At 38.2% G+C, this 25,342-nt stretch carries 30 protein-coding genes; 21 read left to right on the plus strand and 9 right to left on the minus strand.

Annotated elements, in window-relative coordinates; all coding sequences use genetic code 11:
- The 17 genes from BR04_RS13935 to BR04_RS14015 all read left to right on the plus strand — a co-directional run.
- On the plus strand, positions 1–443 hold a 443-nt coding region (locus BR04_RS13935; RefSeq protein ID WP_496356633.1), incomplete at its 5' end, for a type II toxin-antitoxin system RelE/ParE family toxin.
- An 11-nt stretch (positions 444–454) separates the two neighbouring features.
- Positions 455–775, plus strand: coding sequence for a HigA family addiction module antitoxin (locus tag BR04_RS13940; RefSeq protein ID WP_496356634.1), 321 nt, complete (start codon positions 455–457; stop codon positions 773–775).
- 452 nt (positions 776–1,227) lie between these two features.
- Positions 1,228–2,139: a hypothetical protein gene (locus BR04_RS13945; RefSeq protein ID WP_496356635.1), complete on the plus strand. Its 912-nt coding sequence runs from the start codon at positions 1,228–1,230 to the stop codon at positions 2,137–2,139.
- 97 nt (positions 2,140–2,236) lie between these two features.
- Positions 2,237–2,443, plus strand: coding sequence for a hypothetical protein (locus BR04_RS13950; RefSeq protein ID WP_496356636.1), 207 nt, complete (start codon positions 2,237–2,239; stop codon positions 2,441–2,443).
- A gap of 2 nt (positions 2,444–2,445) precedes the next feature.
- Positions 2,446–3,408 carry a hypothetical protein gene (locus BR04_RS13955; RefSeq protein WP_496356637.1) on the plus strand — a complete coding sequence of 321 codons (963 nt, stop codon included), beginning with the start codon at positions 2,446–2,448 and terminating at the stop codon, positions 3,406–3,408.
- Positions 3,409–3,480: 72 nt separating this feature from the next.
- Entirely contained in the window at positions 3,481–3,768 is a 288-nt protein-coding gene (locus BR04_RS13960; protein ID WP_496356638.1) for a hypothetical protein, read from the plus strand.
- A 305-nt stretch (positions 3,769–4,073) separates the two neighbouring features.
- Positions 4,074–5,015 (plus strand): AAA family ATPase, encoded by a 942-nt coding sequence (locus tag BR04_RS13965; RefSeq protein WP_496356639.1) that lies wholly within the window; start codon positions 4,074–4,076, stop codon positions 5,013–5,015.
- Positions 5,016–5,115: 100 nt separating this feature from the next.
- Positions 5,116–6,174 (plus strand): DUF3150 domain-containing protein, encoded by a 1,059-nt coding sequence (locus BR04_RS13970; RefSeq protein ID WP_496356640.1) that lies wholly within the window; start codon positions 5,116–5,118, stop codon positions 6,172–6,174.
- 92 nt (positions 6,175–6,266) lie between these two features.
- Positions 6,267–7,901, plus strand: coding sequence for a vWA domain-containing protein (locus tag BR04_RS13975; protein WP_496356641.1), 1,635 nt, complete (start codon positions 6,267–6,269; stop codon positions 7,899–7,901).
- Entirely contained in the window at positions 7,898–8,080 is a 183-nt protein-coding gene (locus BR04_RS13980) for a hypothetical protein (protein WP_496356642.1), read from the plus strand. Before BR04_RS13975 ends, BR04_RS13980 begins: the two co-directional genes overlap by 4 nt.
- 9 nt (positions 8,081–8,089) lie before the next feature.
- Entirely contained in the window at positions 8,090–8,356 is a 267-nt protein-coding gene (locus BR04_RS13985) for a hypothetical protein (protein WP_496356643.1), read from the plus strand.
- Between the two features lie 10 nt (positions 8,357–8,366).
- Positions 8,367–9,395, plus strand: a complete 1,029-nt coding sequence (locus tag BR04_RS13990) for a toprim domain-containing protein (protein ID WP_496356644.1) — start codon at positions 8,367–8,369, stop codon at positions 9,393–9,395.
- A gap of 407 nt (positions 9,396–9,802) precedes the next feature.
- Positions 9,803–10,084, plus strand: coding sequence for an HU family DNA-binding protein (locus BR04_RS13995; RefSeq protein ID WP_496356645.1), 282 nt, complete (start codon positions 9,803–9,805; stop codon positions 10,082–10,084).
- A gap of 741 nt (positions 10,085–10,825) precedes the next feature.
- A complete protein-coding gene (locus tag BR04_RS14000) occupies positions 10,826–12,373 on the plus strand; it encodes a type I restriction-modification system subunit M (protein WP_496356646.1) in 1,548 nt (515 codons plus the stop codon).
- Entirely contained in the window at positions 12,370–13,566 is a 1,197-nt protein-coding gene (locus BR04_RS14005) for a restriction endonuclease subunit S (RefSeq protein WP_496356647.1), read from the plus strand. Before BR04_RS14000 ends, BR04_RS14005 begins: the two co-directional genes overlap by 4 nt.
- Positions 13,563–16,664 (plus strand): HsdR family type I site-specific deoxyribonuclease, encoded by a 3,102-nt coding sequence (locus tag BR04_RS14010; protein WP_496356648.1) that lies wholly within the window; start codon positions 13,563–13,565, stop codon positions 16,662–16,664. The genes BR04_RS14005 and BR04_RS14010 overlap by 4 nt, the downstream gene beginning before the upstream one ends.
- An 85-nt stretch (positions 16,665–16,749) precedes the next feature.
- Positions 16,750–17,130 carry a hypothetical protein gene (locus tag BR04_RS14015; RefSeq protein ID WP_496356649.1) on the plus strand — a complete coding sequence of 127 codons (381 nt, stop codon included), beginning with the start codon at positions 16,750–16,752 and terminating at the stop codon, positions 17,128–17,130.
- On the opposite strand, the gene BR04_RS14020 is transcribed toward BR04_RS14015, so the two are convergent.
- Positions 17,085–17,294: a YpsA SLOG family protein gene (locus BR04_RS14020; protein WP_496356688.1), complete on the minus strand. Its 210-nt coding sequence runs from the start codon at positions 17,292–17,294 to the stop codon at positions 17,085–17,087. The genes BR04_RS14015 and BR04_RS14020 overlap by 46 nt on opposite strands.
- A 184-nt stretch (positions 17,295–17,478) precedes the next feature.
- On the opposite strand from BR04_RS14020, the gene BR04_RS14025 reads away from it, so the two are divergent.
- The 3 genes from BR04_RS14025 (at position 17,479) to BR04_RS14035 (ending at position 19,380) form a co-directional block, all read left to right on the plus strand.
- Positions 17,479–17,730, plus strand: a complete 252-nt coding sequence (locus BR04_RS14025) for a hypothetical protein (protein WP_496356650.1) — start codon at positions 17,479–17,481, stop codon at positions 17,728–17,730.
- 76 nt (positions 17,731–17,806) lie between these two features.
- Positions 17,807–18,583, plus strand: a complete 777-nt coding sequence (locus BR04_RS14030) for a hypothetical protein (protein WP_496356651.1) — start codon at positions 17,807–17,809, stop codon at positions 18,581–18,583.
- 449 nt (positions 18,584–19,032) lie between these two features.
- Positions 19,033–19,380: a hypothetical protein gene (locus tag BR04_RS14035; protein ID WP_496356652.1), complete on the plus strand. Its 348-nt coding sequence runs from the start codon at positions 19,033–19,035 to the stop codon at positions 19,378–19,380.
- Positions 19,381–19,507: 127 nt separating this feature from the next.
- Here the strand turns inward: BR04_RS14035 and BR04_RS14040 are convergent, their stop codons facing one another.
- The 8 genes from BR04_RS14040 to BR04_RS14075 all read right to left on the minus strand — a co-directional run bounded on the left by BR04_RS14040 (position 19,508) and on the right by BR04_RS14075 (position 24,252).
- Complete coding sequence (locus BR04_RS14040; RefSeq protein ID WP_496356653.1) at positions 19,508–19,942, minus strand: hypothetical protein; 435 nt, start codon at positions 19,940–19,942, stop codon at positions 19,508–19,510.
- A 46-nt stretch (positions 19,943–19,988) separates the two neighbouring features.
- Complete coding sequence (locus BR04_RS14045; protein WP_496356689.1) at positions 19,989–20,138, minus strand: ClpX C4-type zinc finger protein; 150 nt, start codon at positions 20,136–20,138, stop codon at positions 19,989–19,991.
- Positions 20,139–20,366 (minus strand): hypothetical protein, encoded by a 228-nt coding sequence (locus tag BR04_RS14050; protein ID WP_496356654.1) that lies wholly within the window; start codon positions 20,364–20,366, stop codon positions 20,139–20,141.
- Positions 20,367–20,375: 9 nt separating this feature from the next.
- The gene (locus tag BR04_RS14055; protein WP_496356655.1) at positions 20,376–21,353 is read right to left on the minus strand and encodes a tyrosine-type recombinase/integrase; all 978 of its coding nucleotides are present in this window, start codon (positions 21,351–21,353) and stop codon (positions 20,376–20,378) included.
- Positions 21,354–21,540: 187 nt separating this feature from the next.
- Positions 21,541–21,990 (minus strand): hypothetical protein, encoded by a 450-nt coding sequence (locus tag BR04_RS14060; protein ID WP_496356656.1) that lies wholly within the window; start codon positions 21,988–21,990, stop codon positions 21,541–21,543.
- Positions 21,991–22,144: 154 nt separating this feature from the next.
- Positions 22,145–23,035 carry a ParB-like helix-turn-helix domain-containing protein gene (locus BR04_RS14065; RefSeq protein WP_496356657.1) on the minus strand — a complete coding sequence of 297 codons (891 nt, stop codon included), beginning with the start codon at positions 23,033–23,035 and terminating at the stop codon, positions 22,145–22,147.
- Between the two features lie 64 nt (positions 23,036–23,099).
- Positions 23,100–23,441 (minus strand): hypothetical protein, encoded by a 342-nt coding sequence (locus tag BR04_RS14070; protein WP_496356658.1) that lies wholly within the window; start codon positions 23,439–23,441, stop codon positions 23,100–23,102.
- Positions 23,434–24,252 carry a hypothetical protein gene (locus BR04_RS14075; RefSeq protein ID WP_496356659.1) on the minus strand — a complete coding sequence of 273 codons (819 nt, stop codon included), beginning with the start codon at positions 24,250–24,252 and terminating at the stop codon, positions 23,434–23,436. The genes BR04_RS14070 and BR04_RS14075 overlap by 8 nt, the downstream gene beginning before the upstream one ends.
- Before the next feature lie 240 nt (positions 24,253–24,492).
- Between BR04_RS14075 and BR04_RS14080 the strand changes: the two genes are divergently transcribed.
- Positions 24,493–25,266: a hypothetical protein gene (locus tag BR04_RS14080; protein ID WP_496356660.1), complete on the plus strand. Its 774-nt coding sequence runs from the start codon at positions 24,493–24,495 to the stop codon at positions 25,264–25,266.
- Positions 25,267–25,342: the final 76 nt, after the last annotated feature.

The following is a 25,342-nucleotide window of genomic DNA, read 5'->3' on the forward strand; positions in this document are numbered from 1 at the left end:
CTGGACAAACACCCATCCATCAGGATTCATCATTTCTTCGGAAACCGCTGATCCTTCTGGACAAACACCCATCCATCAGGATTCACTTTTCATGTTATGGCAACTGTTTATTTGCTTATTTGACAAGTGTACTTGATGAGATTAAGCTTAAAAAAGGCTTAGGTATGATAAAATCATTCATTCATAAAGGGTTAGAAGAATTTTATTGGTTTGGAAACAAAAAAGGAATTCAAGCAAAACACTCAAATAAAATAGGATTGATTCTTGATCTTTTGGACAAAGCTGACAATATTTCAGTTATGAATTTTCCAGGATCTTATTTACATCTTTTAGAACCAAAGCAAAACAAAATTTGGTCTATCAAGGTCTCTGGAAATTGGCGTATAACTTTTAAATTTGATAGCGGTAATGTTTATATTATCAACTATATAGATTATCATTAAGGATTATAACGATGAATATAAAAAGAAAAAGATGCCCAAGTCATCCTGGGGCTATTTTAAGAGAATTATATATGAAACCATTGAAAATTTCAGTGACACAATTTGCAAAGGATATAGGTGTTTCTCGAAAAACTATCTCTGGAATTGTCAACGAAAAAGTATCTGTCACATCAGAAGTGGCATTTCGTCTTTCAAAAGCATTTCCTAATTCAACATTTGATAGTTGGATAGGTCTTCAGAAAGAATATGACTGTTGGCACATAGAGAATAATAATAAAAATTTGAAAATAAAACCTTATACAACGGCTTTAAAGGAAGTTTGCAGTATTTAATTTTTTTTAAAAAAGACTAACTATTTACTCATTAAAACTCTGGAAGCTGGAAATTTTTTCCAAGCCTTCGGGGTTTTTTATTTTCAAATCCCTCCGGGAGCCAGTTTCCCGGTCGGGAAATCTGCCTTCCGGTTTTTAAATTTAAAAAGGAGGAAGGTATGATTTCAATTAAAAGAATTTTTATGGGTGTTCAAGTAGGCAGTCTTCTTATGACTTCTGTTTATTTGTTCATTTTTTAATAAAAAACTATAATTTTATAAAAAAACAAAAAGGAGTATGGATGAAGATAAGTGGGCCGAGATACAAACCAAACCTCGATGCGTGGTTCTGTCTCCGGTAAACTGACAATCTAATGCCCGTCATCAAATTTTTTATTCTCTGAAGGGACATTTTTTTCCTTCGGGGAAGGGGTGTCCCTTTTTTTATCTTTAAAGAAAGAAAAGGAGATTCCCATGTCAAATATTACCAAATTTAATCCCACCAATGCCCCTGCTCATTCCGTGTCGGATTTTTCCCTGACGTCTGGTGCTGTAAGCGTTCAGGAAATTCTTAAACAGGTTCAGCTCATACAACAGCTAATGTCTGCTGTTATGAAGGAAGATGAGCATTACGGTACAGTGCCAGGGTGTGGCAGCAAAAAGGTTTTGTTAAAACCCGGAGCCGAAAAGCTCATGCTCGTTTTTAGACTCCTGCCTGAAATAGAAATTCGTCATACAGAAATGCAGAACGGCCACCGGGAGTATCAGGTGACCGTTTCTTTATTTTCTTCAAATGGCCTCCGGTTGGGCATGGGCGTTGGCTCTTGCTCAACGATGGAGAGCAAATACCGTTATAGAACAGGGGAAGTTACATTAACTGACAAACCTGTACCAAAAGAGTATTGGAACGACCGTAACCCCGCACTGCTTGGGGGTAAGGGCTTCGTTCCAAAAAAGGACGATTCCGGAAGATGGATGATCGCTGAAGCAGGGCAGAAAGTCGAACATGACAACCCTGCGGATTATTATAACACCGTATTAAAGATGGCGAAAAAGCGTGCCATGGTGGATGCTGTTATGACCACAACGGCTGCTTCCGACTGCTTTACGCAAGATCTTGAAGAAGACTTGGGAGCAAGACAGGCCAGAGCTGCGGATGAAGCGGCTGCTGCTGCCCGTCCTGTTACTCCAGAACCGCCACCTTCCGATGTTTCGAATGAAGACATATCACAGACCCTCAGAAGTTTGGGGGTTTCCTTCAAGGAAGAAAAAGATGGGCTTTATGTCACGGTTCCCCGTGGCAATCAGGCTGCTTTCGAGTTCGTTTCCCAGAACGGTTTTGTCCGTCTGGGAACAACAAACACTTGGCGGCTGAATAAGGCATAAAAAATAATTTTTTTTCTAATCCCGAAGGGAACACACTTCCCTTTGGGGCGGTTGTGTTCCCTTTTTCTTAGTTTTTAAATGAAAGGACACAACCAACATGAAAATATTCAAAATTTTTAAAAATAGACTTGCTGAAATTTCCAATTTTTCTGAAGAAAACGGACAAGCCTTTATCCAGGGCTTTCCGCTTTTCCCGACCCCATCCAGGGTTCGGGTAGGAGAAAGGTTGTTTCAGGAGCATTCTTGGGGGAAGCCCGGTAGTTTCGGTGACTACCTCATAGAAATTGAAGAAAAGGAGAGTTAATAATGTCTAAACTCCTTTCTTTTCTTGGAAAAAATCTCCTTTCTTTTTCCAAATCAAAATCGGAAAAGGAACTTGGGGATAGAAGCCTGTATGTGGGTGCAAGCGATCTAAGCTGCCCCCGCAAGGCTTTTTTGTCAAAAACCGTAGGGATTGAGCATGACACTCAAACCCTATTACGGTTTGAAAGGGGCCATGCAGCAGAAGATATTGTTGCTGGCCTTTTTGAGTACGCCAATATGAAGCCTCAGCGTCAGCTTGAGCTTTGCCACCCACAGAATCCAATGGTGAAATGTCACTTGGATTTTATATTTTACGGCCAGAATAGGGTCCACATTCTTGAGTGCAAGAGTGGTCCCATTCCTCTTGAACCCTACGGGGATTGGATTGAACAGCTTCAGATGCAAATGGGGCTTTTCAAGCTTAACAACCCCCATGTGGAAAATCTCACTGGCAGCATCTTGTCCGTGGATTTGCAAGAAGGAGAATGGTATGAGTTCGGCCCCTATCAGCCCTCCAACCTTCTTTTCAAACAGGTCGAGAAGAGGGCATTCCACATCTTAAATTGCTTGGACGGCAAAGAAATTCCTGTCTGTCGCCCAAGCTTGCTTTGCGGAGAATGTCACTTTGAGGATGATTGCCCTGCAAAACCGAAGTCTCAAGAAAAAATGCCTCCAGAAATGACGGCACTGCTTCAGTCTTTCATTGAAAAAAAAGAAGCAGAAAATAAATTAAAAAAGGAGAAGAATCTAATCCGGGAACAGCTTTTAGGTTTCACCGGGAAAAATTTTTTCTCCAGTTATGAGACTGAAGAATATGTTACATCTCTCAAAGTAAATACATCTTCTGATAGCTTTGTTGTAGATAATGAAAAACTGAAAAATGAGTTCCCTGAAATTTACAATAAGGTGTTGAAGCCTAAGAAGTCTTCACCAAGACTGACAGCTTCTAGGAAGAAGAAAAAATAATTTTTAAAATACCCCGAAGGGAACAAGCTTCCCTTCGGGGTGGCGTGTTCCCTTTTTTTGGAAGGAGCGAACATGCCAACATGCGCCGTTTTAGACACTCAAAAATACAGGGAAGATTTTAATTTCTCCCTGAAACCCTACCAGCTAAACACTTGCGGTCTTCTTGACCCGCAAGATGTGTTGGTCTGGTGGAACGAAAAAAAACAAAAACTGACTACCCTTTTTCCTCCGGAAGAGGGGTGTCCTTTTGCCTGTGTGCGTGGGTTCTTAGACCAGTACACAGGTTCGATTTGGCTAAAAAATGAAAAAATCCGGGGAGAAATTGAAATTCTTCCTGGGGGAAGGGTGGTGGAATTATGACTTCATTATCCTTCCACGCAGCCAACCGTACACTGGAACGAGGCTTGCCTTGGGCAGTTGTGGAAGGTTGCGAAAAAATAAAACCGATACTCAATGAAATCCCTCTGAAGTTTCAGTTTAAAGGGGTTTTCATAGTTGCGGCCCTTCATCCTGAAGGATACCCGCAAATTATAACGGCCTACAAAGCCGATTATTCGAGTATCCGAAAATAAAATTAAATAATTTTTTCAAATCCCGAAGGGAATACACTTCCCTTTGGGGCGGCTGTGTTCCCTTTTTAATTTTTTAAAAGAAAGGACATAGCCTTGAAATTCCAACTTAATAAACTCCCCGGTCTTGAGTCTCTTCCCAACGGAGCGGTAGTAATAGGCCGCAAAGAGTCATCCCCAATCCCTTTCAAATTGGATCAGGGATATTCATTCAGCCCGGATGAAATAAGGACTCTGGTTCTTTGGGCCAATATTGGCTCAACTGAACCATTTTTTATACACGGCCCTACAGGAAGCGGGAAATCCAGCCTTATCCAGCAATTTGCTGGACGGCTGAACATTCCCTGCATGACCGTTTGCGGCCATGCCCGGATGGAGCTGTCTGATTTGGTAGGGTATATCTCAATCCAGAAAGACGGTTCTATGGCTTGGATTGACGGGCCTTTGACTATTTCTATGAGGAAGGGGTTTTGGTTCCTCCTGGATGAAATTGACTTAATCGATCCCGGCACTCTTGCAGGATTGAATGCTGTGCTTCAGGGCCAGCCTTTAATAATCCCGGAGAATGAAGGGGAAATCATATTGCCACATCCCTCTTTCCGGTTCCTTGCTACAGGCAACACCGCTGGAAACGGCGATGATACCGGAAGGTATCAAGGAACAGTAGCCCAGAATATGGCAGCGATGGATAGATTCTGGGTGATGGAAAAGGGATATATGTCTCTTGAGAAAGAAATTTTGATTCTCAAGGGCCAAACCACAAAAATCCCTGAACCAGCGTTAAGAATGCTGGTGAATTTTGCTTTCGAGGTTCGGGAGCAGTTCGATCAGGGAAATCTTTCTGTAACTCTTTCAACTCGGTCGTTGTGCCGTGTGGTCAAGATTGCGAGTTACATTTGGCAACGGGCCATGGCGGGGCATGACGTAATCTTGGAAGCCCTTGAGGTTTCCTTGATTGCAAAGGCCCCCAAGGACGAACAAGAAGCGTTGCGAAGTATGAAGCAGCGTGTTTTTGGTGAGGCAACAGAGACAGAATAAAAAATAATTTTTTCAAACCCGAAGGGGAAGATGCTTACCCCTTTGGGTGAGTGTTTTCTCCTTTTTTAATTATTCAAAAATAACTAAGGAGAATAAAAAAATGCTTAATAATAAAAAACTTATCTGTGTCAATGTGGCTGTTTCCATGTGGGCTGGAAAAAAAGTTATCAGGCCAGAAGACTTGGGCCTGGACTCTTCTGAGCTTCCACCCCAAAAACTGGCTACTTTCGGCCAGAAAAAGGTCTGTAATCCCGAAGATTTACGGGATTTTGCCCGTATCAGGCAACAGACATTTCATGCCCTTGAACAAACAGGGGTTAAATTTTTGGGAGGCTTTGCATTTCCCCTTGCGAAAGCAGGGGAAGTAAAGAAACTGCTGGAAATCAAAAGGGATGAATTTTTGCAGAGCAAGCAATTGTTCCTGCAAAAATATGAGACTTCACTTCAGACTTGGCTAGAGGGCTTCCCGGAGAAATGGAGAAGCATTATTCATCCGCAAAGTACAGCGGACATTGCAGAAAAATTCCGTTTCACATTTTCTTTCTTCCAGATTCAGGCCCCACCGGGTTTTGAGAATGAGGTAGTGGCCATGTTTGATGACTTGGCCGAAAATTTTCAGGAAGAAATTAAGGAAGAGGCTAGGCAACTTTGGGAAAAAAGCTTTCAAAACCGTGCGGAAATCACCGCACGGCCTATGGAAAAATTTAGAAAGTTGCTGGAAAAGGCAACCAGCTTGGCTTTTCTCAAGCCCTCTTTAGGCCCAAACCTCAAGAGGATTGATGACGAGCTGACAAAATTGCCTCTAGGCAAGCTTACAGGCTCAGAAGCTTTCACGGCTTCTGGTCTGATAATGGAGATTATGACTCTGGCACCGATAGCTACAGGGAGCGATACAGAAGATACAGAGCATTTGCTCGAATCTTTTGACTCGTCTGCTTTTTCTTCTCCTGATCTTGATGGTTGGACAAATCCTTTAAATCAGGAAGAAATAAAAGAGCAGAACGTTTTTGATTTTTCTGACCCAGACCCCATTCCCAACGAAGATTGGATTTTTGGAGAAGAAGAAATACAACAAGCTCCTAATTGGCTTGAAAATCAGAATGAGCCTGAAGTCCAAAAACAAGATCCCATAGGGGAAGTTCCCTTTGTAGATTTTTAAAAAATCAGAACAATGATCTTAACCCTGGAGGGAGCAATTTTCCCTTCGGGGATTTTTGTTCCCTTTTTTATTCAATTATTAAAGGAGAATAAATGAAAGATCTCAAAGTAATAGCAAGCATGATAGGGAAGCAAAAAAACATCCCGATCCAGGTTGGGAATTTTGACACGGCCAGCACCGATGGCTTATCAATTTTTCTTCCTGATTCAATAAAATCTCCGGAAGGACATGCCCTTGCTCATGGGTACATAGATCATGAGGCAGGGCATGTTCAGTTAACGGACATGCATTTTTTTAGGGTGGCTGCTATGTCAGGCAGGCCACACCTGAAAAGTATCCTGAACATCCTTGAGGATGTCAGGATTGAGTATGCTGTTGGAAAGCAATATCCCGGCAGTGTGCAAAATTTGAACAGAGTGGTAAAAATTCTAAAAAAAAATAGAGAGCTAGAAGTACCAAGGGTGTCTCCTGATAGTATCCCATACATAGCCATGTGGCTCCTGTTTTGGGCCAGAAGTCATTTTCTTTCTCAAGATCTCTCGGATTTTGCGGAAGAAATGGAACGAAAAATAGCCCCCGATATTGTTTCAAGAATTAAAGGGTCGGTTGAAAATTTAACATTAGAATCAGACACCAGGGCTGTATTTATTATGGCTCTGAAGGTTTTGGATCTCATAGAAGAGAATCAAGCCGAACCTTCGGACGATTCTGACACCGGGGATCAGGGCCAGTCTTCGGACGATTCTGACACCGGGGATCAGGGCCAGTCTTCGGACGATTCTGACACCGGGGATCAGGGCCAGTCTTCGGACGATTCTGACACCGGGGATCAGGGCCAGTCTTCGGACGATTCTGACACCGGGGATCAGGGCCAGTCTTCGGACGATTCTGACACCAGGGATCAGGGCCAGTCTTTTGACCTCGGCAGTTTAATGGCTAAAGCTCTTGAAACTCATATTGACTTTGATGAAGAAGAAATAAACACACCCTATCTGCCAAGTATGAAGCTTAAAGGAATAGACTATTATGGTTTTACTTATCTAAAAAAACCTTTGCCATGGAAAAAGGTAGTGTCATCTCTTAATTGTTTGACAGAAGGAGATATTTTAAAATCAAGGGATGTGTCAAGAAAAGGCAAGCGAATTATCATATCTAAAGCTTCTAGGCTTGCCATTGGTGATACAAAAATTTTTAAAAAATCAACCATGAATAGGGGACAAAATTCTTCTTTCATTCTGCTCTTAGATAGATCAGGGAGTATGGAAGAAGGATTTGGAAATACTTCCCGCTTTGGTATTGCGATTGAAGCGGTTGCTACTCTGTATAAAGCATTGGAAAAACATAAAAATACTGAGGTTAGAGTAGCAATGTTTCCAAGTGATGATATGAGAAATTTTTCTGTCATCGAAATAAAACCTGAATATAATATCCGAATATCTATTGATGGATCAACACCTCTTGATACAGCATTGGAATGGGCCAGAGTTGAATTGTCTTGTGAACCCAGAGAGGTTCGCAAAACAATCATTGTTGTAACGGATGGTGAACCAAATTGCTACACAACTGCAAAATCTGTGGCTGAAAAAATCAAGGGACACGGTATTAACTTGCTTGGTATCGGCCTTGAATACAAAAAATTAGACTTTTTCTCTGCCTGGGAAGAAATAAACAAAGCAGAGGATTTGCCAATGGCTTTAACCAGAATGGCAAAAAGGGGTTTATCTTGAAAAAAGATATTAAAATAATTTTAGCAAAGCTTCAGGAAAGACACGATAGTTTGCAAAATTCAGATAATCCTCAAGTTGTTGAAGTCAGAAAAAAGACAGCCGCAGAAATTAAAGCTTTTGAGGCTGTTCTTCATGCACTTCGGGGAAATAAAATTTTTTTAAATATATACAAAGACTGAGGAAAACTAATGCAAGGAATTTTAAATTCTTCTCATGGAAGGATCGTTTTTGATACGGAAACCGGAGATATTATTGAAATGGTTTTCTTTAAAAAAGACGACCCTAAAAACTACCTTCCCTGTATCACTAAAATTGATGTAGCAGAATGGCTTCGTGCCTATCCCGGTGAATCTCTGGCAGAGGAACATGACATTCTCGACTTCGGAACCTGGGATATAGACGGTAACTACGAAGATCCCTGCCATGAATGGAGGGAAGAACGTAATTTAATTTAAGGGAGATAATATGGATTTATTGGAGAAGGCATACCGCAGCCTCGATAAAATGACGCTTTTTGAGTCTGGTGGTTTAGCTCCGAAGCGTCAAAACGGCTGCATATCCCTTCTCTGTCCCCGGTGCGGACAAAGAAGGGCATTTACATACGATGATCCAGATTATCGGGTTATCTCATGTAACCGCCTGAATAATTGCGGGTACAAGGCAACGTATCTGCAATGGATTTCAGGGCAAGAAAAGCCAAGGGGCGAAAGCTTCAAGGCTGCTCTTAAAACCCTTCAAGAAAATGGGAATGGGTTTGTAATTGATTTTGCAACTTCGTTCCCTGCTGCATCCAGCAAAAGTCCAGAAGATCGCTTTGCTCACCTGGACTATACGGAAGAATACATGCGTCTCCCTCATTTTCACACAGAAGGAGAAGCCTATCTTAAAAGAAGAAAAATTTATGGTGCGGCAAGACGTTTCGGCGTTCGGTTTGCGTCTCATGGTGAATGGCCTCATATTCACAACGGCCAAAAAATCCGACAGTGGAATCCGGGGAGAATCGTTTTTCCCATCTACGATGCCTTCGGAGAAAAAATTTTAAATTTATACGGGAGAACAATAGAAAATGGAAATGCTTCAGGAGAAGATTGGTACAAAGTCTTGAAGCATGATTTCCTCCCAGGCGCAAAGGGGCCTTGGAATATGGATAGGGCCGCATCGGTTAAAAATGATTCGGTTTTTATCGCGGAAGCCATTTTTGATGCACTTTCTCTTGTGGAGAAAAACCATACCTTGGCAAACAGGACAATATCTTTGAACGGGAATACCAGTCGGTTATTGATCGACAAACTCCCGGCAAAGAGATTGTTTTTCTGCCTTGATCCGGATAGTGCAGGAAAGGAAATAACACATCGCCTTGCCGAGTATGCCATTTCAAAGGGCAAGATTTGTTTTGTCCTATCAAAAGATGGGTATGGCGGTACAGGTGATATCAATGATGCTTGGAATCAAGGGGTTTTGAAATTTGATTTCAGGCCATATGGAAAGGAATGAGTCACGCAAGCGGCCATGTTCTTTTTTTAAAAAATAAAAGAAGCATAGCGACACAGGGTTAATACCTTGTGTCGCTAATGCTCATGTTCTTTCTCCTTCGTTCAACATACAGAATTTCCATCAAATTTTTTTAATTCTTAAAAGGATTTGGTGGAAATTCTGGAGTTGAACTTTTTATTTTCAATTTTTCAAGGAGGAAGAACAATGGGCATCAGCATAAAAAGAATATTTGTTGGCGTACAAATGGGAAGTGTGCTTTTCACTACCGTATATTTATTTATTTTTTAAACAAAAAGTACAAGGGGCTTTCTCTTTTCTTAAAAAGAGGAAGCCCCTTTTTTTATTGACAAAACTCAGCAATAATTCTAATATTTTCTTATTTACCTTTTTAAAAAAAGATATTTTTAATGAATAAATTAGAACTAATAAAAAAGCTACAAAATGAAGCAGGCATAAAAAAGGATGAAGCTCAAAAGGTGATTGAACTTTTTTTTGGCTCAATAACGGAAGCTCTTGCTGATGGAGAAAGGGTAGAAATTAGGGGATTCTGCACCTTCTTTGTGAAAGATTATAAGAGCTACGTTGGCCGTAACCCCAAAACCGGGGAACAGGTCAAGATAGAACCCAAAAAACTTCCGTTTTTTAAATGTGGAAAAGCTCTGAAAGAGCTGGTAGATTCCAAAAAATAATTTTTTGGGTGTTGTCGCCTTTCAAGGCGTGGATAGAAACATATGAAGTGAAGTCAATTCCCCCCCCACTGAATCCCTGGCTTTGCCGGGGATTTTTTTTATAAATTGGAGGCTCTTTTTTGATTTTAAAATCCATTTGAGGGAAGGTAGGATGGAAGGAAAAGCCCTTATTATTGGTGGTATCTGCAAAATATGTGGTGGAAAGGCGGTCAGAGTTGTGGAACCTGAAGAATAGTCACGTTCGTTTGAAGGAGGGCATTTTTAATGGCCATATATGGGTCAAAAGTATTGGCCATTGATATCAGGAATCAGGAATTTTTAAATATTTTTTTCAGGCTGCCTGCATGTTCGGGATCCAGCTCTGCTCCCTTTTTCTCTCTTTTAAGAATTGCGCCTGCAAGAGCATTGTCCGTAGATCGGGCTGGTCTCTGGCTGTTCTGTAAATGGCGTACCCCGTACTTGCCACTTAATTGCTGTCAAGGGACACGACTTTTTACGGAGTTAGGAGCCGTTTTTTTACGATTTTGACCTTTGGTAAATCCATCCCACCGCAGCATGGAGCCGTAATCAAGTTTAGATTATGATTATCGCCATACAAAAAAGTTTTGAAAATTATAAATAGTCGGGTGGCTTGTCCAAAAGGAAATTTTCGCATATGAAAAATACCTGTGTTACCAGATTTTTTGAGTGATATTTGTATTTCTTTATTTTGATTTCAGCTAATTATACTGGAGTTTCACAATGACAAGCAACGGACAACGAGCCGAACTTCAATCCCAGATATGGAAAATTGCCAATGATGTTCGTGGTTCCGTAGATGGTTGGGATTTTAAGCAGTACGTTTTAGGTACGCTTTTTTACCGCTTTATCAGTGAAAACTTTGCCAGCTACATAGAAGGGGGGGATGATAGTGTAAATTATGCAGAACTCCCAGATACGGTCATTACAGAAGAAATAAAAGATGATGCCATTAAAACCAAAGGCTATTTCATCTACCCAAGCCAGCTTTTTTCAAATATTGAAAAAAATGCACATAAAAACGAGAATCTCAATACCGATTTAGCAGCCATTTTTTCAGCCATAGAAAGCTCTGCTAACGGGTATCCATCCGAAACAGACATAAAGGGCCTGTTTGCAGACTTTGACACAACCAGTAACCGCCTGGGTAACACCGTCAAAGAAAAAAGCACCCGTCTATCCGCTGTTCTCAAAGGGGTAGCAGGACTTAACCTTGGTCAGTTTAATGAAAACAAAATTGATCTTTTCGGTGATGCCTATGAGTTTTTGATTTCAAATTATGCCGCCAATGCGGGAAAATCCGGGGGAGAATTTTTCACTCCGCAAAGTGTTTCAAGGCTCATTGCCCAGCTTGCCATGCACAAACAAACATCCGTCAATAAAATTTATGACCCAGCAGCAGGCTCAGGCTCCCTTCTCCTGCAAGCAAAAAAGCATTTTGATAACCACATTATAGAAGAAGGTTTTTACGGTCAGGAAATCAATCACACCACCTACAACCTTGCCCGTATGAATATGTTTTTGCACAATATTAACTATGACAAGTTCCATATTGCCCTGGGAAACACCCTTTTAGAACCGCATTTCGCCGATGAAAAACCTTTTGATGCCATAGTATCCAACCCTCCATATTCTGTTAACTGGATTGGTAGTGATGATCCAACCCTCATTAACGATGATCGCTTTGCCCCTGCCGGAGTTTTAGCCCCGAAATCCAAAGCGGACTTTGCCTTTGTACTTCATTCCCTGAGTTACCTTTCCAGCAAAGGCCGTGCGGCCATTGTCTGTTTCCCTGGTATTTTTTACCGTGGCGGTGCTGAGAAGAAAATACGAAAATATCTGGTGGAAAATAATTATATTGAAACCGTAATTTCCCTGGCTCCCAACCTCTTTTTTGGCACCTCCATTGCTGTCAATATTCTGGTTCTTTCCAAGCATAAAACTGAAAACAAAATCCAGTTCATTGATGCCAGTGGTGCAGATTTCTTTAAAAAAGAAACCAACAACAATATCCTCACCGATACTCACATAGACCGCATCATGGAAATATTCGACACCAAAGAAGATGTGCCCCATGTGGCTAAGTCAGTGGATTTCGATACCATAGCCAAAAATGATTTTACCCTCTCCGTAAGCTCCTATGTGGTTGCTGAAGATACACGGGATAAGATTGATATTCAGGTACTGAACAAGGAGATTCAAACCACTGTGGCAAAGATTGACCGCCTTCGTGCTGATATTGATACTATTATAGCGGAGATTGAGGCATGAAAATGGGCTATATAGAAAAATTGCTGGATGGGGTTGAGGTGGAGTGGAAGGCGTTGGGGGCTTTAACCAAGTTAATTACAAAAGGTACCACGCCTAAGAATTATTCCGTTTCAGGTATTAACTATGTTAAAACCGAAAGCTTTAATAATGGTGGTATTGATTCTCTAAAATTTATGTTTATTTCTGAGGATACTCATAAAAAAGAACTCAAACGGTCAATCTTAGATGAAAATGATATTCTTTTTGCAATTGCAGGTTCAATCGGTAAGTGTGCGATAGTTACTAAAGACATTCTACCTGCGAACACTAATCAAGCCCTGTGTATTATCCGTTTAGAACCTTGTGCTAACGTAAAGTTTGTCTATTACTATTTGCAAACAAGTGCAATGAAAGAGTACGCTGAGAAGTTCAATAAAGTATCTGCACAGCCAAATTTGAATCTTCAACAGATATCAGATTTCCAAATCCCCATCCCCTGCCCCGAAAACCCGACCAAATCCCTCGAAATCCAGGCCGAAATAGTCCGCATTTTGGACACCTTCACCGAGCTTACAGCCGAGCTTACAGCCGAGCTTACAGCCGAGCTTACAGCACGCAAAAAGCAGTATGAATATTACCGAGACCAGCTTTTGACCTTTGAAGATGGGGAGGTGGAGTGGAAGTTATTGGGGGAGGTGACTAAAATTCAACGTGGTAAAAGACTTGTCAAAAGTCAATTGGAAGAAACTGGTAATTATGCAGTTTTTCAAAATAGCATGACTCCTCTTGGATATTACCATGAAAGTAATGTGCAAGCTGATACAACTTTTATTATTAGTGCTGGTGCCGCTGGTGAAATTGGGTATAGCAGTGTAGATTTTTGGGCTGCTGATGATGTTTACTATTTTACTGATCACATCAATTTTAAAAGTAAATTTTTATATTATTTTCTATTGACTAAGCAAACAAAAATTTCTGGTCAAGTTCGCCGTGCTAGTGTACCCCGTTTATCAAAAACAGCGTTTGAAAAAATGCCTATTCCCGTTCCACCCCTTGAAGAACAAGCCCGTATCGTATCCATTTTAGACAAATTCGATGCCCTAACGTCCTCCATCACCGAAGGTCTTCCCCGTGAAATAGAACTGCGTCAAAAGCAGTATGAATATTACCGCAATATGCTTTTAACTTTTCCAAAATCAGAGGCAGAAGTATGACCAAGTACAAGCCCATTGCAGAAACTAACTCCTTTATCGTTTTGGATAAATATATCAAAATTGAGCAGCAGGGCGGTGGCTATCAGAGCGAAGCTGGCTTGGAGAAGGAGCTTATTCAGGATTTGGTCAATCAAGGCTATGAATTTCTGCCGGATTTAAATACTCCTGAAACCATGCTTGCCAATGTCCGAGTGCAGTTACAGGCCCTTAATAATATGCAGTTTACAGAGGGTGAATGGCTCCGTTTTGTTGAACAGTATTTAGACAAGCCTAGCGATAACAATATCGACAAAACCCGCAAAATTCAAAATGACCATATTTTTGATTTTGTATTTGATGATGGGCATATCCAAAACATCTATCTGGTCGATAAAAAATTTATTGCCCGGAATAAGGTACAGGTTATTAAGCAGTTTGAACAAAAAGGAACCCATGCCAACCGCTATGATGTAACCATTCTTGTGAATGGTCTGCCCCTGGTACAGATAGAGCTTAAAAAGCGGGGCGTGGCAATCAGGGAAGCCTTTAATCAGATACACCGCTACAGCAAAGAGAGCTTGAATACCGATAAATCACTCTTTAAATATCTTCAGCTTTTCGTAATTTCAAACGGCACAGACACCCGGTATTTTGCCAATACGATTACACGGGATAAAAACAGCTTTGATTTTACGATGAATTGGGCAAAATCTGACAATAGCCTTATTAAAGACCTCAAAGATTTTACCGCAACCTTTTTTCAGAAAAACACCCTTTTGAATGTGATTCTGCACTACTCAGTATTTGATACTACGGATACTTTACTGGTGATGCGGCCCTATCAAATTGCTGCAACAGAACGCATTTTATGGAAGATACAAAGCTCATACTTGGCAAAAAACTGGAGCAAGGTTGAAAGCGGGGGCTTCATTTGGCATACAACAGGATCAGGCAAAACCCTTACCAGTTTTAAGGCAGCTCGTTTGGCTACAGAGCTTGATTTTATTGATAAAGTGTTTTTTGTTGTGGATCGGAAAGATCTCGATTTTCAAACAATGAAAGAATATCAAAAATTTTCTCCCGATAGTGTCAATGGCTCAGACAGTACCGCAAAGCTAAAAATAAATATTGAAAATAATGACAATAAAATTATTGTTACAACCATTCAAAAATTAAATAATTTAATGAAAAGTGAAGATGCCTTACCTATCTACAACAAGCAAGTGGTTTTTATTTTTGATGAAGCCCACCGATCTCAATTTGGAGAAGCACAAAAAAAACTCAAGAAAAAATTTAAAAAATATTATCAGTTTGGTTTTACCGGGACACCAATTTTCCCTATAAATGCTCTGGGATCAGAAACTACCATGAGTGTCTTTGGTTGTGAATTGCACTCCTATGTGATTACCGATGCTATCAGGGATGAAAAAGTATTAAAATTTAAAGTAGATTACAACGATGTACGCCCTCAGTTTAAGGAAATTGAATCAGAGCAGGACGAAAAGAAATTATCCGCAGCAGAAAATAAAAAAGCCTTACTGCATCCCGCCCGTATTCAAGAAATTTCTCAATACATCCTTCAGAATTTCAGGCAGAAGACACACCGCTTACAGATGGGTACCAAAGGCTTTAATGCCATGTTTGCCGTGAGTAGCGTGGACGCAGCCAAGCTCTATTATGAGTCATTGAACAATCTGCAAATGGGGAGTGACAAACCCTTAAAAATTGCAACAATATTTTCATTTGCAGCCAATGAAGAGCAAAGTGCTGTAGGGGAAATCCTTGATGAAACCTTAGAGATTTCTGCAATGGATAGCAGTGCCAAAGAGTTTTTAAGTAAGGTCATAGATGATTACAATGCCATGTTTAAGAGCAATTACAGCGTTGAAGGCAATGAGTTTCAAAACTATTATCGGGATCTTTCCAGTAGGGTAAAGAATAAAGAAATTGATCTGTTGATTGTGGTCGGTATGTTCCTGACAGGCTTTGATGCACCCACCCTGAACACCTTGTTTGTCGATAAAAACCTTCGCTATCATGGCTTGATGCAAGCCTATTCACGAACAAACCGCATTTATGATGCAACAAAGACCTTTGGCAACATTATTACCTTCCGTGACCTGGAGCAGGCCACCATTGATGCAATTACTCTGTTCGGTGACAAGAATACAAAAAATGTAATTCTTGAAAAAAGCTACAAAGAATATATGCAAGGCTTCACTGATATTGCCAGTGGTGAAGCTCGCCGTGGCTATCTGGAAGTGGTGGATGAACTGCAAAAGCGTTTTCCTGATCCGGATAAAATTGTCACTGAAACAGACAAAAAAGAATTTGCAAAATTATTCGGTGAATATTTGAAGATTGAGAATATACTTCAAAACTTTGATGAATTTGCAGGCTTAAAAGCCTTGCAAAAAGTAGATATGACTGATCCAAAAGCCGTAGAGGATTTTAAGACAGCTCACCATTTAAGTGATGAAGATGTAGCCATGATGCAGGAAATACCAGTACCACCGGAGCGTACAGTTCAGGATTATCGTTCAAGCTATAATGACATACGTGATTGGCTCCGGCGTGAAAAAATGGGGGCCGACAATGAAAAATCCAACATTGATTGGGATGATGTCGTCTTTGAAGTGGAGCTTTTGAAATCACAAGAAATAAATCTGGATTATATTCTGGAATTGATTTTTGAAAAAAATAAAACATTTAAAGATAAAACAGCACTGGTAGAAGAAGTAAGGCGTTTAATTCGGTCAAGTGTTGGAAACCGTGCCAAGGAAAGTTTGGTTGTCGATTTTATAAATCAAACCGACCTGGACAACATTCTTGATAAGACCAGTATAATTGATGAATTTTTTGCATTTGCCCAAGCCGAACAGCAACGAGAAGCAGAAGAATTGATAAAGGCTGAAAACCTCAACACAGAAGCAGCAAGGCGGTATATCATGGCATCTTTGAAGCGGGAATATGCCAGTGAAAACGGGACTGAGCTTAATGCGGTCCTTCCAAAAATGAGTCCGCTTAATCCCCAATACTTGACCAAAAAACAAAGCGTCTTTCAAAAGATAGCTGCATTCATTGATAAGTTTAAGGGGGTTGGGGGGAGAGTTGAATAGAGTTACGAGATTATTACCTTTTTTCAATTCTAATGCATGATAACTTTGAGTTTTAGAAGGGTGTAGATCAAAATTGAAGGAGCATATGATTTTTTCTGAATTTTTGAATGAATTAGCAAATGGAAAAATTGACTCAAAATTTATCGAAAATCTTGTTACGTCTCCCAATGCAAAAAATAATTACTATTTTAATATTGGAGATAGATGGTGTTGCGTAGAGAGCTGCTTGAAGCACAATAAGCTGGCATTAAGGCAACTTTACAAGTTTGCTTTTAATAATGCTGATGAAGGCATCGCTTTTTCAATCGGTAATTTGAAAGCACAATACTTACCTGATGAAGATTTTATTGATGAAGGGAGTGCTATTGTAGTTTTTTCGATAGTTGGCTCTGCTTGGTTTCATTTTGTCAGAATCGGTAATCAAAAACATATTTTCAATAAACATAATTCAGTTCTCTTAGAATAGCTCCTGGTTTTCATTTCCGTCAGCAGATACTTGTCAGAAAGAGGGCCAGCTTCAGTCAATCTTCCTTTGGGTATCCATCCACCATGGGGTATCCCAAGATCCAAGGCAGCCAGGTCATCACCCGTCTGGCCCCCGGAAATAATTTTTAAAAATATTTTGGGCATTCTTTTCCCTTTTTTTTTAAAAATTATTTTTTTATGATGCAGTTCTTTTTTTCTGAATGGGCACTGCCAATGGCGCAGGAGTTTATCCAGATTTTGCTTCCATTTGGGATATTTCTTATGTGTCCTCTTCTTTTGGTTTGAATTAGTGATATTAACAATGCGCAAAAAGGAGATTTTTTCTATTATGATTGATGATAGTCAACTAAGACAAGGTAGATTATATGAATCAATCAATCAGTTAAATATTCTGATGACTAATAGAGAAATAGCTCTTTCAAAAAGAATGAAAACGTTTCAATCGGTACCAGGATATATGGAAGTAGATCATACATATTCTCATCATAAAGTATTTCCAGGACTCGATATATTGTTTGTATTATCTAATATAATAATGACATTTGCTATTGTTGGAATTATATATTTTATAGTGCCATAGCAGCGATGTTAATTTCATTTACATCATCCCCTTAATACTTGGTATGTCAAAGATTCTTTTTGGAGAATTTTTTAGAATGATTTGTAAATTATGTGGCAAAAATGATGATCTTAGAAATTCACATATAATACCACGATCCATTTATAAAAATTTAAAGAAAGACATCCCTCAGCTTATCGAGGTGATATGTGACGTTGATTCTATTCCAAAAAAAACAAATTCAAATCCAACTGAAAAGTTATTATGTTCAGCTTGTGAGCAAATATTGTCTGACAAATATGAAAGATATGGAACTCGAATATTTAGAACCAGTAACGGTGTAAAAAAAACAAGCAATTATGTTGAATTGAGTAATTTTACATATAAAATATTTTATCTTTATTTGATAAGTGTACTTTGGAAAGGATCAATATCCACATTACCTGAGTTTTCTGGGGTTAATCTTGGGAAAAAAATGGAAGATATTTTGTCTTCTTGCATAAAAAACAACTCTATTAAGCTTGGTACTTCATTAAACCTTGATAACCTTATTCTTATCTCTGTAATGAAAGTTATTGATACTACAAACGAGGTGAATCAAGATATAATTGACAATCTTTTAATTTCTTTGAACATGGGAGAAAAGAACAATAATGAAGATGACCATATATGTTATTGGATGACCAATGGCTTCATAATAATATATTATTTCAAAATCCATAAAGACCTGTTTAGTGCAAAACAATTCCGAATACACGGACAGATCAAAAAAGGAGCAAAACTAAAAATACCAAAAGTTGAAATATGGAGCCTGAAGGAAATTCATAGATCTTTGGATATTGCGTGTGAAAAAGCAAGAAAGTATGAAATTTGAAAAACAAGAACTTGTGTTTTTTTTGGATAATGTGAAGCGGATGAAAATAGGTTTTTTTTGGGGTTCTTAATAAAAACATACTCTAGGTCGGATATGTGGACTTATCAGACCTAAAAAAACGCCTTTTTCAAAATATGAAAAAAGATGCTTTCCTTAAAAACTGCTAAAAACTGAATTATTGGAGCTTGACGGTTTTTTTGATTTGTTCCAAAAAATAAGAATAGTCCTGTTTTAAAAATTCTTGAAAAACAGCCTGTAATCCTGTTTCTGCTTTCTCTTCAATCTCTTCCCATTCTTCATAACGAAGTCCGTAACCAGCTTTGTTTGTATAGCAGTTTTTTTTCTGTTTTTATTGACAGCCACTTTTCATGCTTTAACTTCATGCCTCATAGCACCAGCCGATATTTTAAAGCTGGATTTTTTCAGATTTTTTTTGAAAGGCGGTATTTATGAGAGAACTTAAATTGGTTGACGGCGGTAAGGTCGGTAAAATTGAAAGAGTCCCTACTACAATAACGACAAAGGAATGCCTTGGGCGTGCCGTTGATCGAGTAGGCAGAATGCTTGAAGGGGGTGTCGATGAGGAAGTAATCGCTTTACAAATGACAAGGCAAAGCGAAAAAACAGGTTGTAGACAAGTTTACACCGTATCAGACGTAGAGACTTGTGGCAAAATGTTTAGAGATGCAAGCGCAGGATGTATCCTTATGACATCACAACAAGCAGATGTTTTAATAAGAGATTCAGCAGAAAATACAACGCAAGAACAAGATACACCATCAGAAAAAGATATGTAATTATATTTTGAAATAGCAAAAAGCTTGTGGAAGGTATGCAGACTCCGCAAGCCCTGATCAAATTTTCCTGCTTGCTGAAGGGAGTTATCCTTGGCAAGCTTTTATTTTTCCCCGGAAAAGAAAATTTTCAACCTCGTCCAGGCTGATACTGGTACTGCGGCCAGACCTCAGATCCTGAAGACGCTGCATGACAATCTTCATATCTTCTTCCAGGGTTGACACCTGCACTGGACTGTTCCCCATGATCCAATTCCTCTTTTTCTTTTTCCCGTTTATTTCTCTCCGGAAAAATGTATGTTTCATAGCTCAATATTTGGAACCGATCTTCTGCTTCTTCCCACGACTGAGCATCTTTCCATCCCTTAACCGTCAAGTTTCCGGGCGATCCTTCAAATACCATTGTGGTATAACCCATTTCGTTCCCAATATCAGATACTACCTGTGACCCAACCCATCCTTCCGACATTAACCTGCCTTTGAGACGAACACTTGCTTTAATCAATAGTTCGATGGATCTTTGTACTGTGTTTTCAGGCGTATAATGAACGATTTCCCGCAACATAAGCACCTCCTTTTCACGTCAAAAAGAGAAGGATATTTGCTCTGCATTATTCATCGTCATCTTCTTCCTGTACCTTCTCTTCCAAATATTTCCAATCTAATTTTCCTTCTTGGATCAGAACTTTAACGCATTGAACTATGCACTCGTCACAAATATAAACCGCAGGGCCAGCGACAATTCCTTTTACATCACAGATTCAATTTTTATTGTTTGCATCTTCTTCCCCATAACGACTTTCTTCGTCTTCAGGGAGCGGTGAAATTTCTTCTAAAAATTTCAAAACTTCCCCCCTGTTCCTGGAATAAAAATCCGCAATAACAAAATGGACAAAAGTTTCTGGATTTTCATATCCAAAAATATTTGAAAGGACGTTGATTTGTCTTATTGTTTCGCTATTACTTATCCGCAAAGGTTTTTTTGACATATTTTCTCCTTATAAAATAACAATATCAAAGAGTTTTGAGATATGCTTTTTATCAGTTTTTCTTAAAAGCTGTGCATATCCCATGGTGGTTTTTGGATCGGTGTGCCTTGCTAAAATTTGCACATCGGTAATGGATACCTGAGCCATGAGAAGGTGAGAAATACCCGTATGTCTTAAAATGTGTGCAGAAACTCTCCTGTCCAAAGAAGCTTTTCTGGCCCTGTCCTGAACTATGCGATTAAAAGCATCTGTTGTGAGTGGTTCACAAAATGACCTTTTTGAAAAAGAAATAAAAATATAATTGTTTTTGAACTTTAAAAATTTATCCGTACAGATCAGTTTTTCAGCAACAGCCTTGTAGTATTGATTTAAAACTTTAAAAATTCTCTCATCGAGAGGAACAAAATCATTTGCTCCTGTTTTAGTTTTGGGTAATTTCAGAACATATCCAGAGCCAGCCTTTTGAAGATCCTCCCACCGGGCATTTACTACTTCAGAACGCCTCAGCATAGCACTGTACGCCAAAAGTATTGCTGCTTTATCCCGAAGATTCACCAAAGGCTTATTACCAATTTCACAAGCCTCTATAAGCTTTCTCATGTCAATTTTAGAAAGACCGAGTTTCAGCTCCTGAGAACCATGATCCTTGAGACGTTTTACTATTTTGGGGTCTGCTGGATTGTGAGGCATTAAGCCTCTGGCTACTATAGGATCGAAAAACTTTTTTATTGCAGTGAGTTTACGATTTATAGTTGCTGGTGCAAGCCTCTGGCTTGCCCAGGCAGAATTTCTCCATGCTATTACATCCTCAAAAGTTACATTCAGAATATCTTTTTCAGAAAAAATTTTGCCAGAAAAAAAATCCAACAGGTCAGTTCTGTATGATCTTTTAGTTTCTATTGAAAGAAATGAGGAAAGATATTTTTCAATACTATCTGTACAATTAGTGGAAGCCAAAACCTTATTATCGATAATTACAGGTTCCAAGGCCCCCCCCCTTTCCTTCAGGATGAATAACAGTTTCATCAAAATGGAAACCTTCGATAACTCTTTTTTAAAAGAGTTAAAAAGCCAGGTTTTTCCTTAAAAAGCTCTGATATTCAAAACTTGAGAAAAGTATAAACAAGCTGCATAAAAAATGCAAGGCTTTTTTTATAATAATCAATAAAATTCTTTATTCTGTTTTTTTACTTTGATTATAAATTTTTAAAATTTCTTCTGTTTCCATATTCAACTCTTGGATAAAGAAGTCCTCCATTTTTGAACTTAAACTTTGATGTTTCATTGTTTTTATGGCGGATTTGATAGCTGGATCTATGCGTACTGTAAGATTCACCCGTTTCTCGCCTGACAGTGTACCTTTGTTGTACGTTCTTTTTGGGGTTCCCTTTTTGGGAGGATTGGTCATTGTGTAATCGCGGACTGGATCACCCACTATGAAAGCATTTAATGCGTCATCATATCCGGTGATCTTTCTATTTTTATAGTCAAGAACAGTTACATAGTACCCTGCAAGAACTCGAACTCTACGCAAAATTACAGATTCTTTCCAGATAACACGCACTGTTTTATTTGCCAAATAAGCTTGTTCTAACAATTGTTCATTTTTTTCTTTTTTAGACATATAATTCCTATCTTTTTGTTTTTATGTATCATACCTTTTTCTTATCAAAATAAAATGTTGTAATAAAAAAAGCAATGCTTATTTGATTTTTTGCAAAAAAATAGCCCTCGAAGGGCTATTTTTTAGGGAGTATGCTGAATCTGGGTAATAAAAATTAAGAAACACTTACCTCATCTGATAAGGCAATAATTTGTAAAGCGATGCCTCCAGGTATTGCAATAAATACCTCTTCATCTTTTTGTATATCAATATTTTCAAACAAACCAGAAAGTTGTTGGAATACACTATGCATTTCGACAGCTTTTTTTGATGATCGGGTGGGCTGCTGAACTTTAAGAATTTCTTTAGATAAAAAAGCTTCTACCATTTTTTTTGTAATTTTTTTATGTATCCCTTCAACAGCCTGTTTTTGAAGAATATCAGAAATGATTTTTATGCTTTCATCTGCTCCAAATCGTTGAAATAAATTTACGGCAAGACTGCTTGAAATTTTATTTTTTTGTATCTGATCTTGAAGGAATATCGGAAGTATACACATTTCTGATAGCTGACGGATAGTTACCTCTGACACTCCTACTTTTGATGCAATTTCTGAAATTGACCATCCGTAATTTACCAGACGGGTATAAATCTTTCCCTTTTCAAGCGGGGAAAGACTTTTCCCGCTATTAGATGTCAGGATCAGCAGAGACTGTTGCGCTGGACCACCCCTGAATTCAATCACATGAATGCGTTTTACTTTAAAAGAAGGATCTTCTTCCATAGCCTCAATCAGGGCTTTTCTTCGGCAATGACCGTCTCTGACATAGATTTTTCCATCTTTTACCTGGACATGCCAAGGTTCAACATATTCTCCGTTTTTATAGGCATTTTTGAGATTTTGAATGTGTGCCTTAATATCAGGTGCATCATAATCTCTGGGATTAAACCCATCCTCTTCGTGAATCATTAGGGGGTCTATCCACCAGGAATTGTTTCCTTCGCCAGGGATTGCATGATCTTTCAATAAATTTTCTATTTTCTCTACTACCAGCTCTTCACCCATAAAAATCCTCCATGTTTTTAAAAATATATTTTTTAAAGAAATAGGAAGGATATAAAAAATGAATTTATTTTATCCATTCGTAAAAATGTTCTAATTTTACACCTGTCAAAAACACAAAAAAAATTAAAGCTTCAATGTTTTCATTAGAAATAATATGCCTTGTCTTATTTCTGAAAGAAAATTCATCTTTTGATGAAAAATAAAAAAAACAAATTTCTAAAATGCTTTTAAAAGGTAAATTTTCTTTTCTTTTTTCAAAAAAAACAGAGAAAGAATTGTAGGGAAAATTATATTTTACCGCCAGTAGCGTCCATAAAAAATACTTATCTCCAGGATCAAGAAGTATTTTTGGCTCTAAACCATCCACGTATAAATCTATTACTTTTTCAAATTCATCTTCATTCATAAAAAAATTGTCCTTTTAGACAGTTAACGCTTCGCCCAATACTTTGACGGCCTAAATATTCACCTTTAGGCGAGAGACGGATAAAAGAAATCCAATACTGAGGTTCATAGGTTCCATCTTTCATACGCACACGCAATAATGCCTCTTCTTCGAACGACGATCCTAAAAATATTTTTTCTAGTCCTTCAAGCATTATATTTTTATCTTCATCGTGGACAGGAAGAAGGAATAATGTATGTAAAATATCTGTTCTTTCTAATCCTGTTTTATGTAGAAATAAATCATTTACACTGATAAGTTTTCCAAATTTATCATACATCAGAAAAAATTCATTTTTTTGGTGATAATAAACCTCTATTTTTTTCTTTATTACAGGAATAAGTGTTTCAAGAATGGTTAAATTTTGTAATATTTTTTGCTGCTCATCTATATCGGAAATAGACGAAATAACTGCTGGAAGTTGGCTGGTTAGCAGCCGTATTTTTTCTGATAGAAGGACTACATTTAATTCATCTCGATCACTATTTTCTTTTAAAAAAATATGTTCCTCTATGGTTTTTATTAGTTCTGTTTTTTCTTTTGGGCCGATTCCAAAAAAGAGCCAAAAAGGAGAAATATTGCCAGCGTTACATATTTCTAAAAGTTTAAAGCCACCTGGCATAGTATTTCGCGTGATGACACCGTGCATTGTTGCGCTACCATAAACACCGTTATTTTCCCAAAATGGGCCACCTTTCTCCTTCAGGACTGAATACAATCGATTTCTAAATGAATTTTCTTCAATCGTGGTTTCGTTTTTATTTTTAGGCACAGAGGATTTCCTTTTTAATTATTTAAAAAATTAAAAAGCTGTATGCCTATAAAAAAAAAACGTCAATACTTAAACTGTAAAACAATGTATGCTTGCATAAACGCAAGTATAAAAAACATCTTTTCCCAAAAAGCTTTCAAATATACAAGTATCACAGAACTAAAAACTTGACAAACAGAAATAAAAAAACAAAAAGGATAAAAAGAATCAAATATAATTTTGTTTAAATAAGGTTACGCAATGAAACCCATAAATATAATTTTTGAAAAAATTATACAAAGCAGAGCTTACGAATTTGCATCTCAAGCAATCATGAGATCTAGCGGGTATACAGTGCAAGATCTGATAAATGAAAGTTATTTGGTGCTTCCCAGCATCATGCAAGCATGGAATCCTCACAAGGAAGTACGATCTAGTCTGTCGTCATGGATATGGCTTAATCTCGGCTGGCACTTTAATGGGTTAAAACGTCAACTTGACCCATTTGCTATTGATATGAACAATTTAAGTTTATTCAATGATATTGAAGACTCTTTTCATGAAAAAGAAAATTTCTTTTTTTCAAAAGAAACAGATGCTTTATTTGAAGATGTTTTTGATTTAAAAACCGATTTTGATTCGATCCAAAACAGAATAGAAGAAAGAAAATCGAAAGAAGAAATGCTTGAAATTTTTGAAACTAAAATAAAAAGCATTAGAAAAATGTTGACAAAAGAAGAGCAAAGAATCTTAGAAGCTATAACATCCTGTTCTTCTTATGTAGATGCTTCGGAAATGGTGGGTAAAAGTGCTCAAAACTTTTCATACCACAAACAAAAACTTGTAGAAAAGATTTCTCTTCTATTAGAAGATAATTCTGACAAATTTCAAAAAAATTCAAAAGAAGCTATTTTATTATGTAAAAAACTCACTAGGTTGGGATGGACATCGGAAGAAATAGCGGAAGAAGTATCTGCGTCTGTTGAACTTGTTGAAAAATATATAAATATGTATGATTTAGGCATGTTAGATTAGATTTAGCTGCTCTTACAGTCAGAATTTCATAAGATATTCAATAAAATTAAATATTTAAAGCAGGTGGGCATGATTT

The sequence above is a fragment of the Desulfobotulus sapovorans DSM 2055 genome (genome assembly GCF_059569355.1).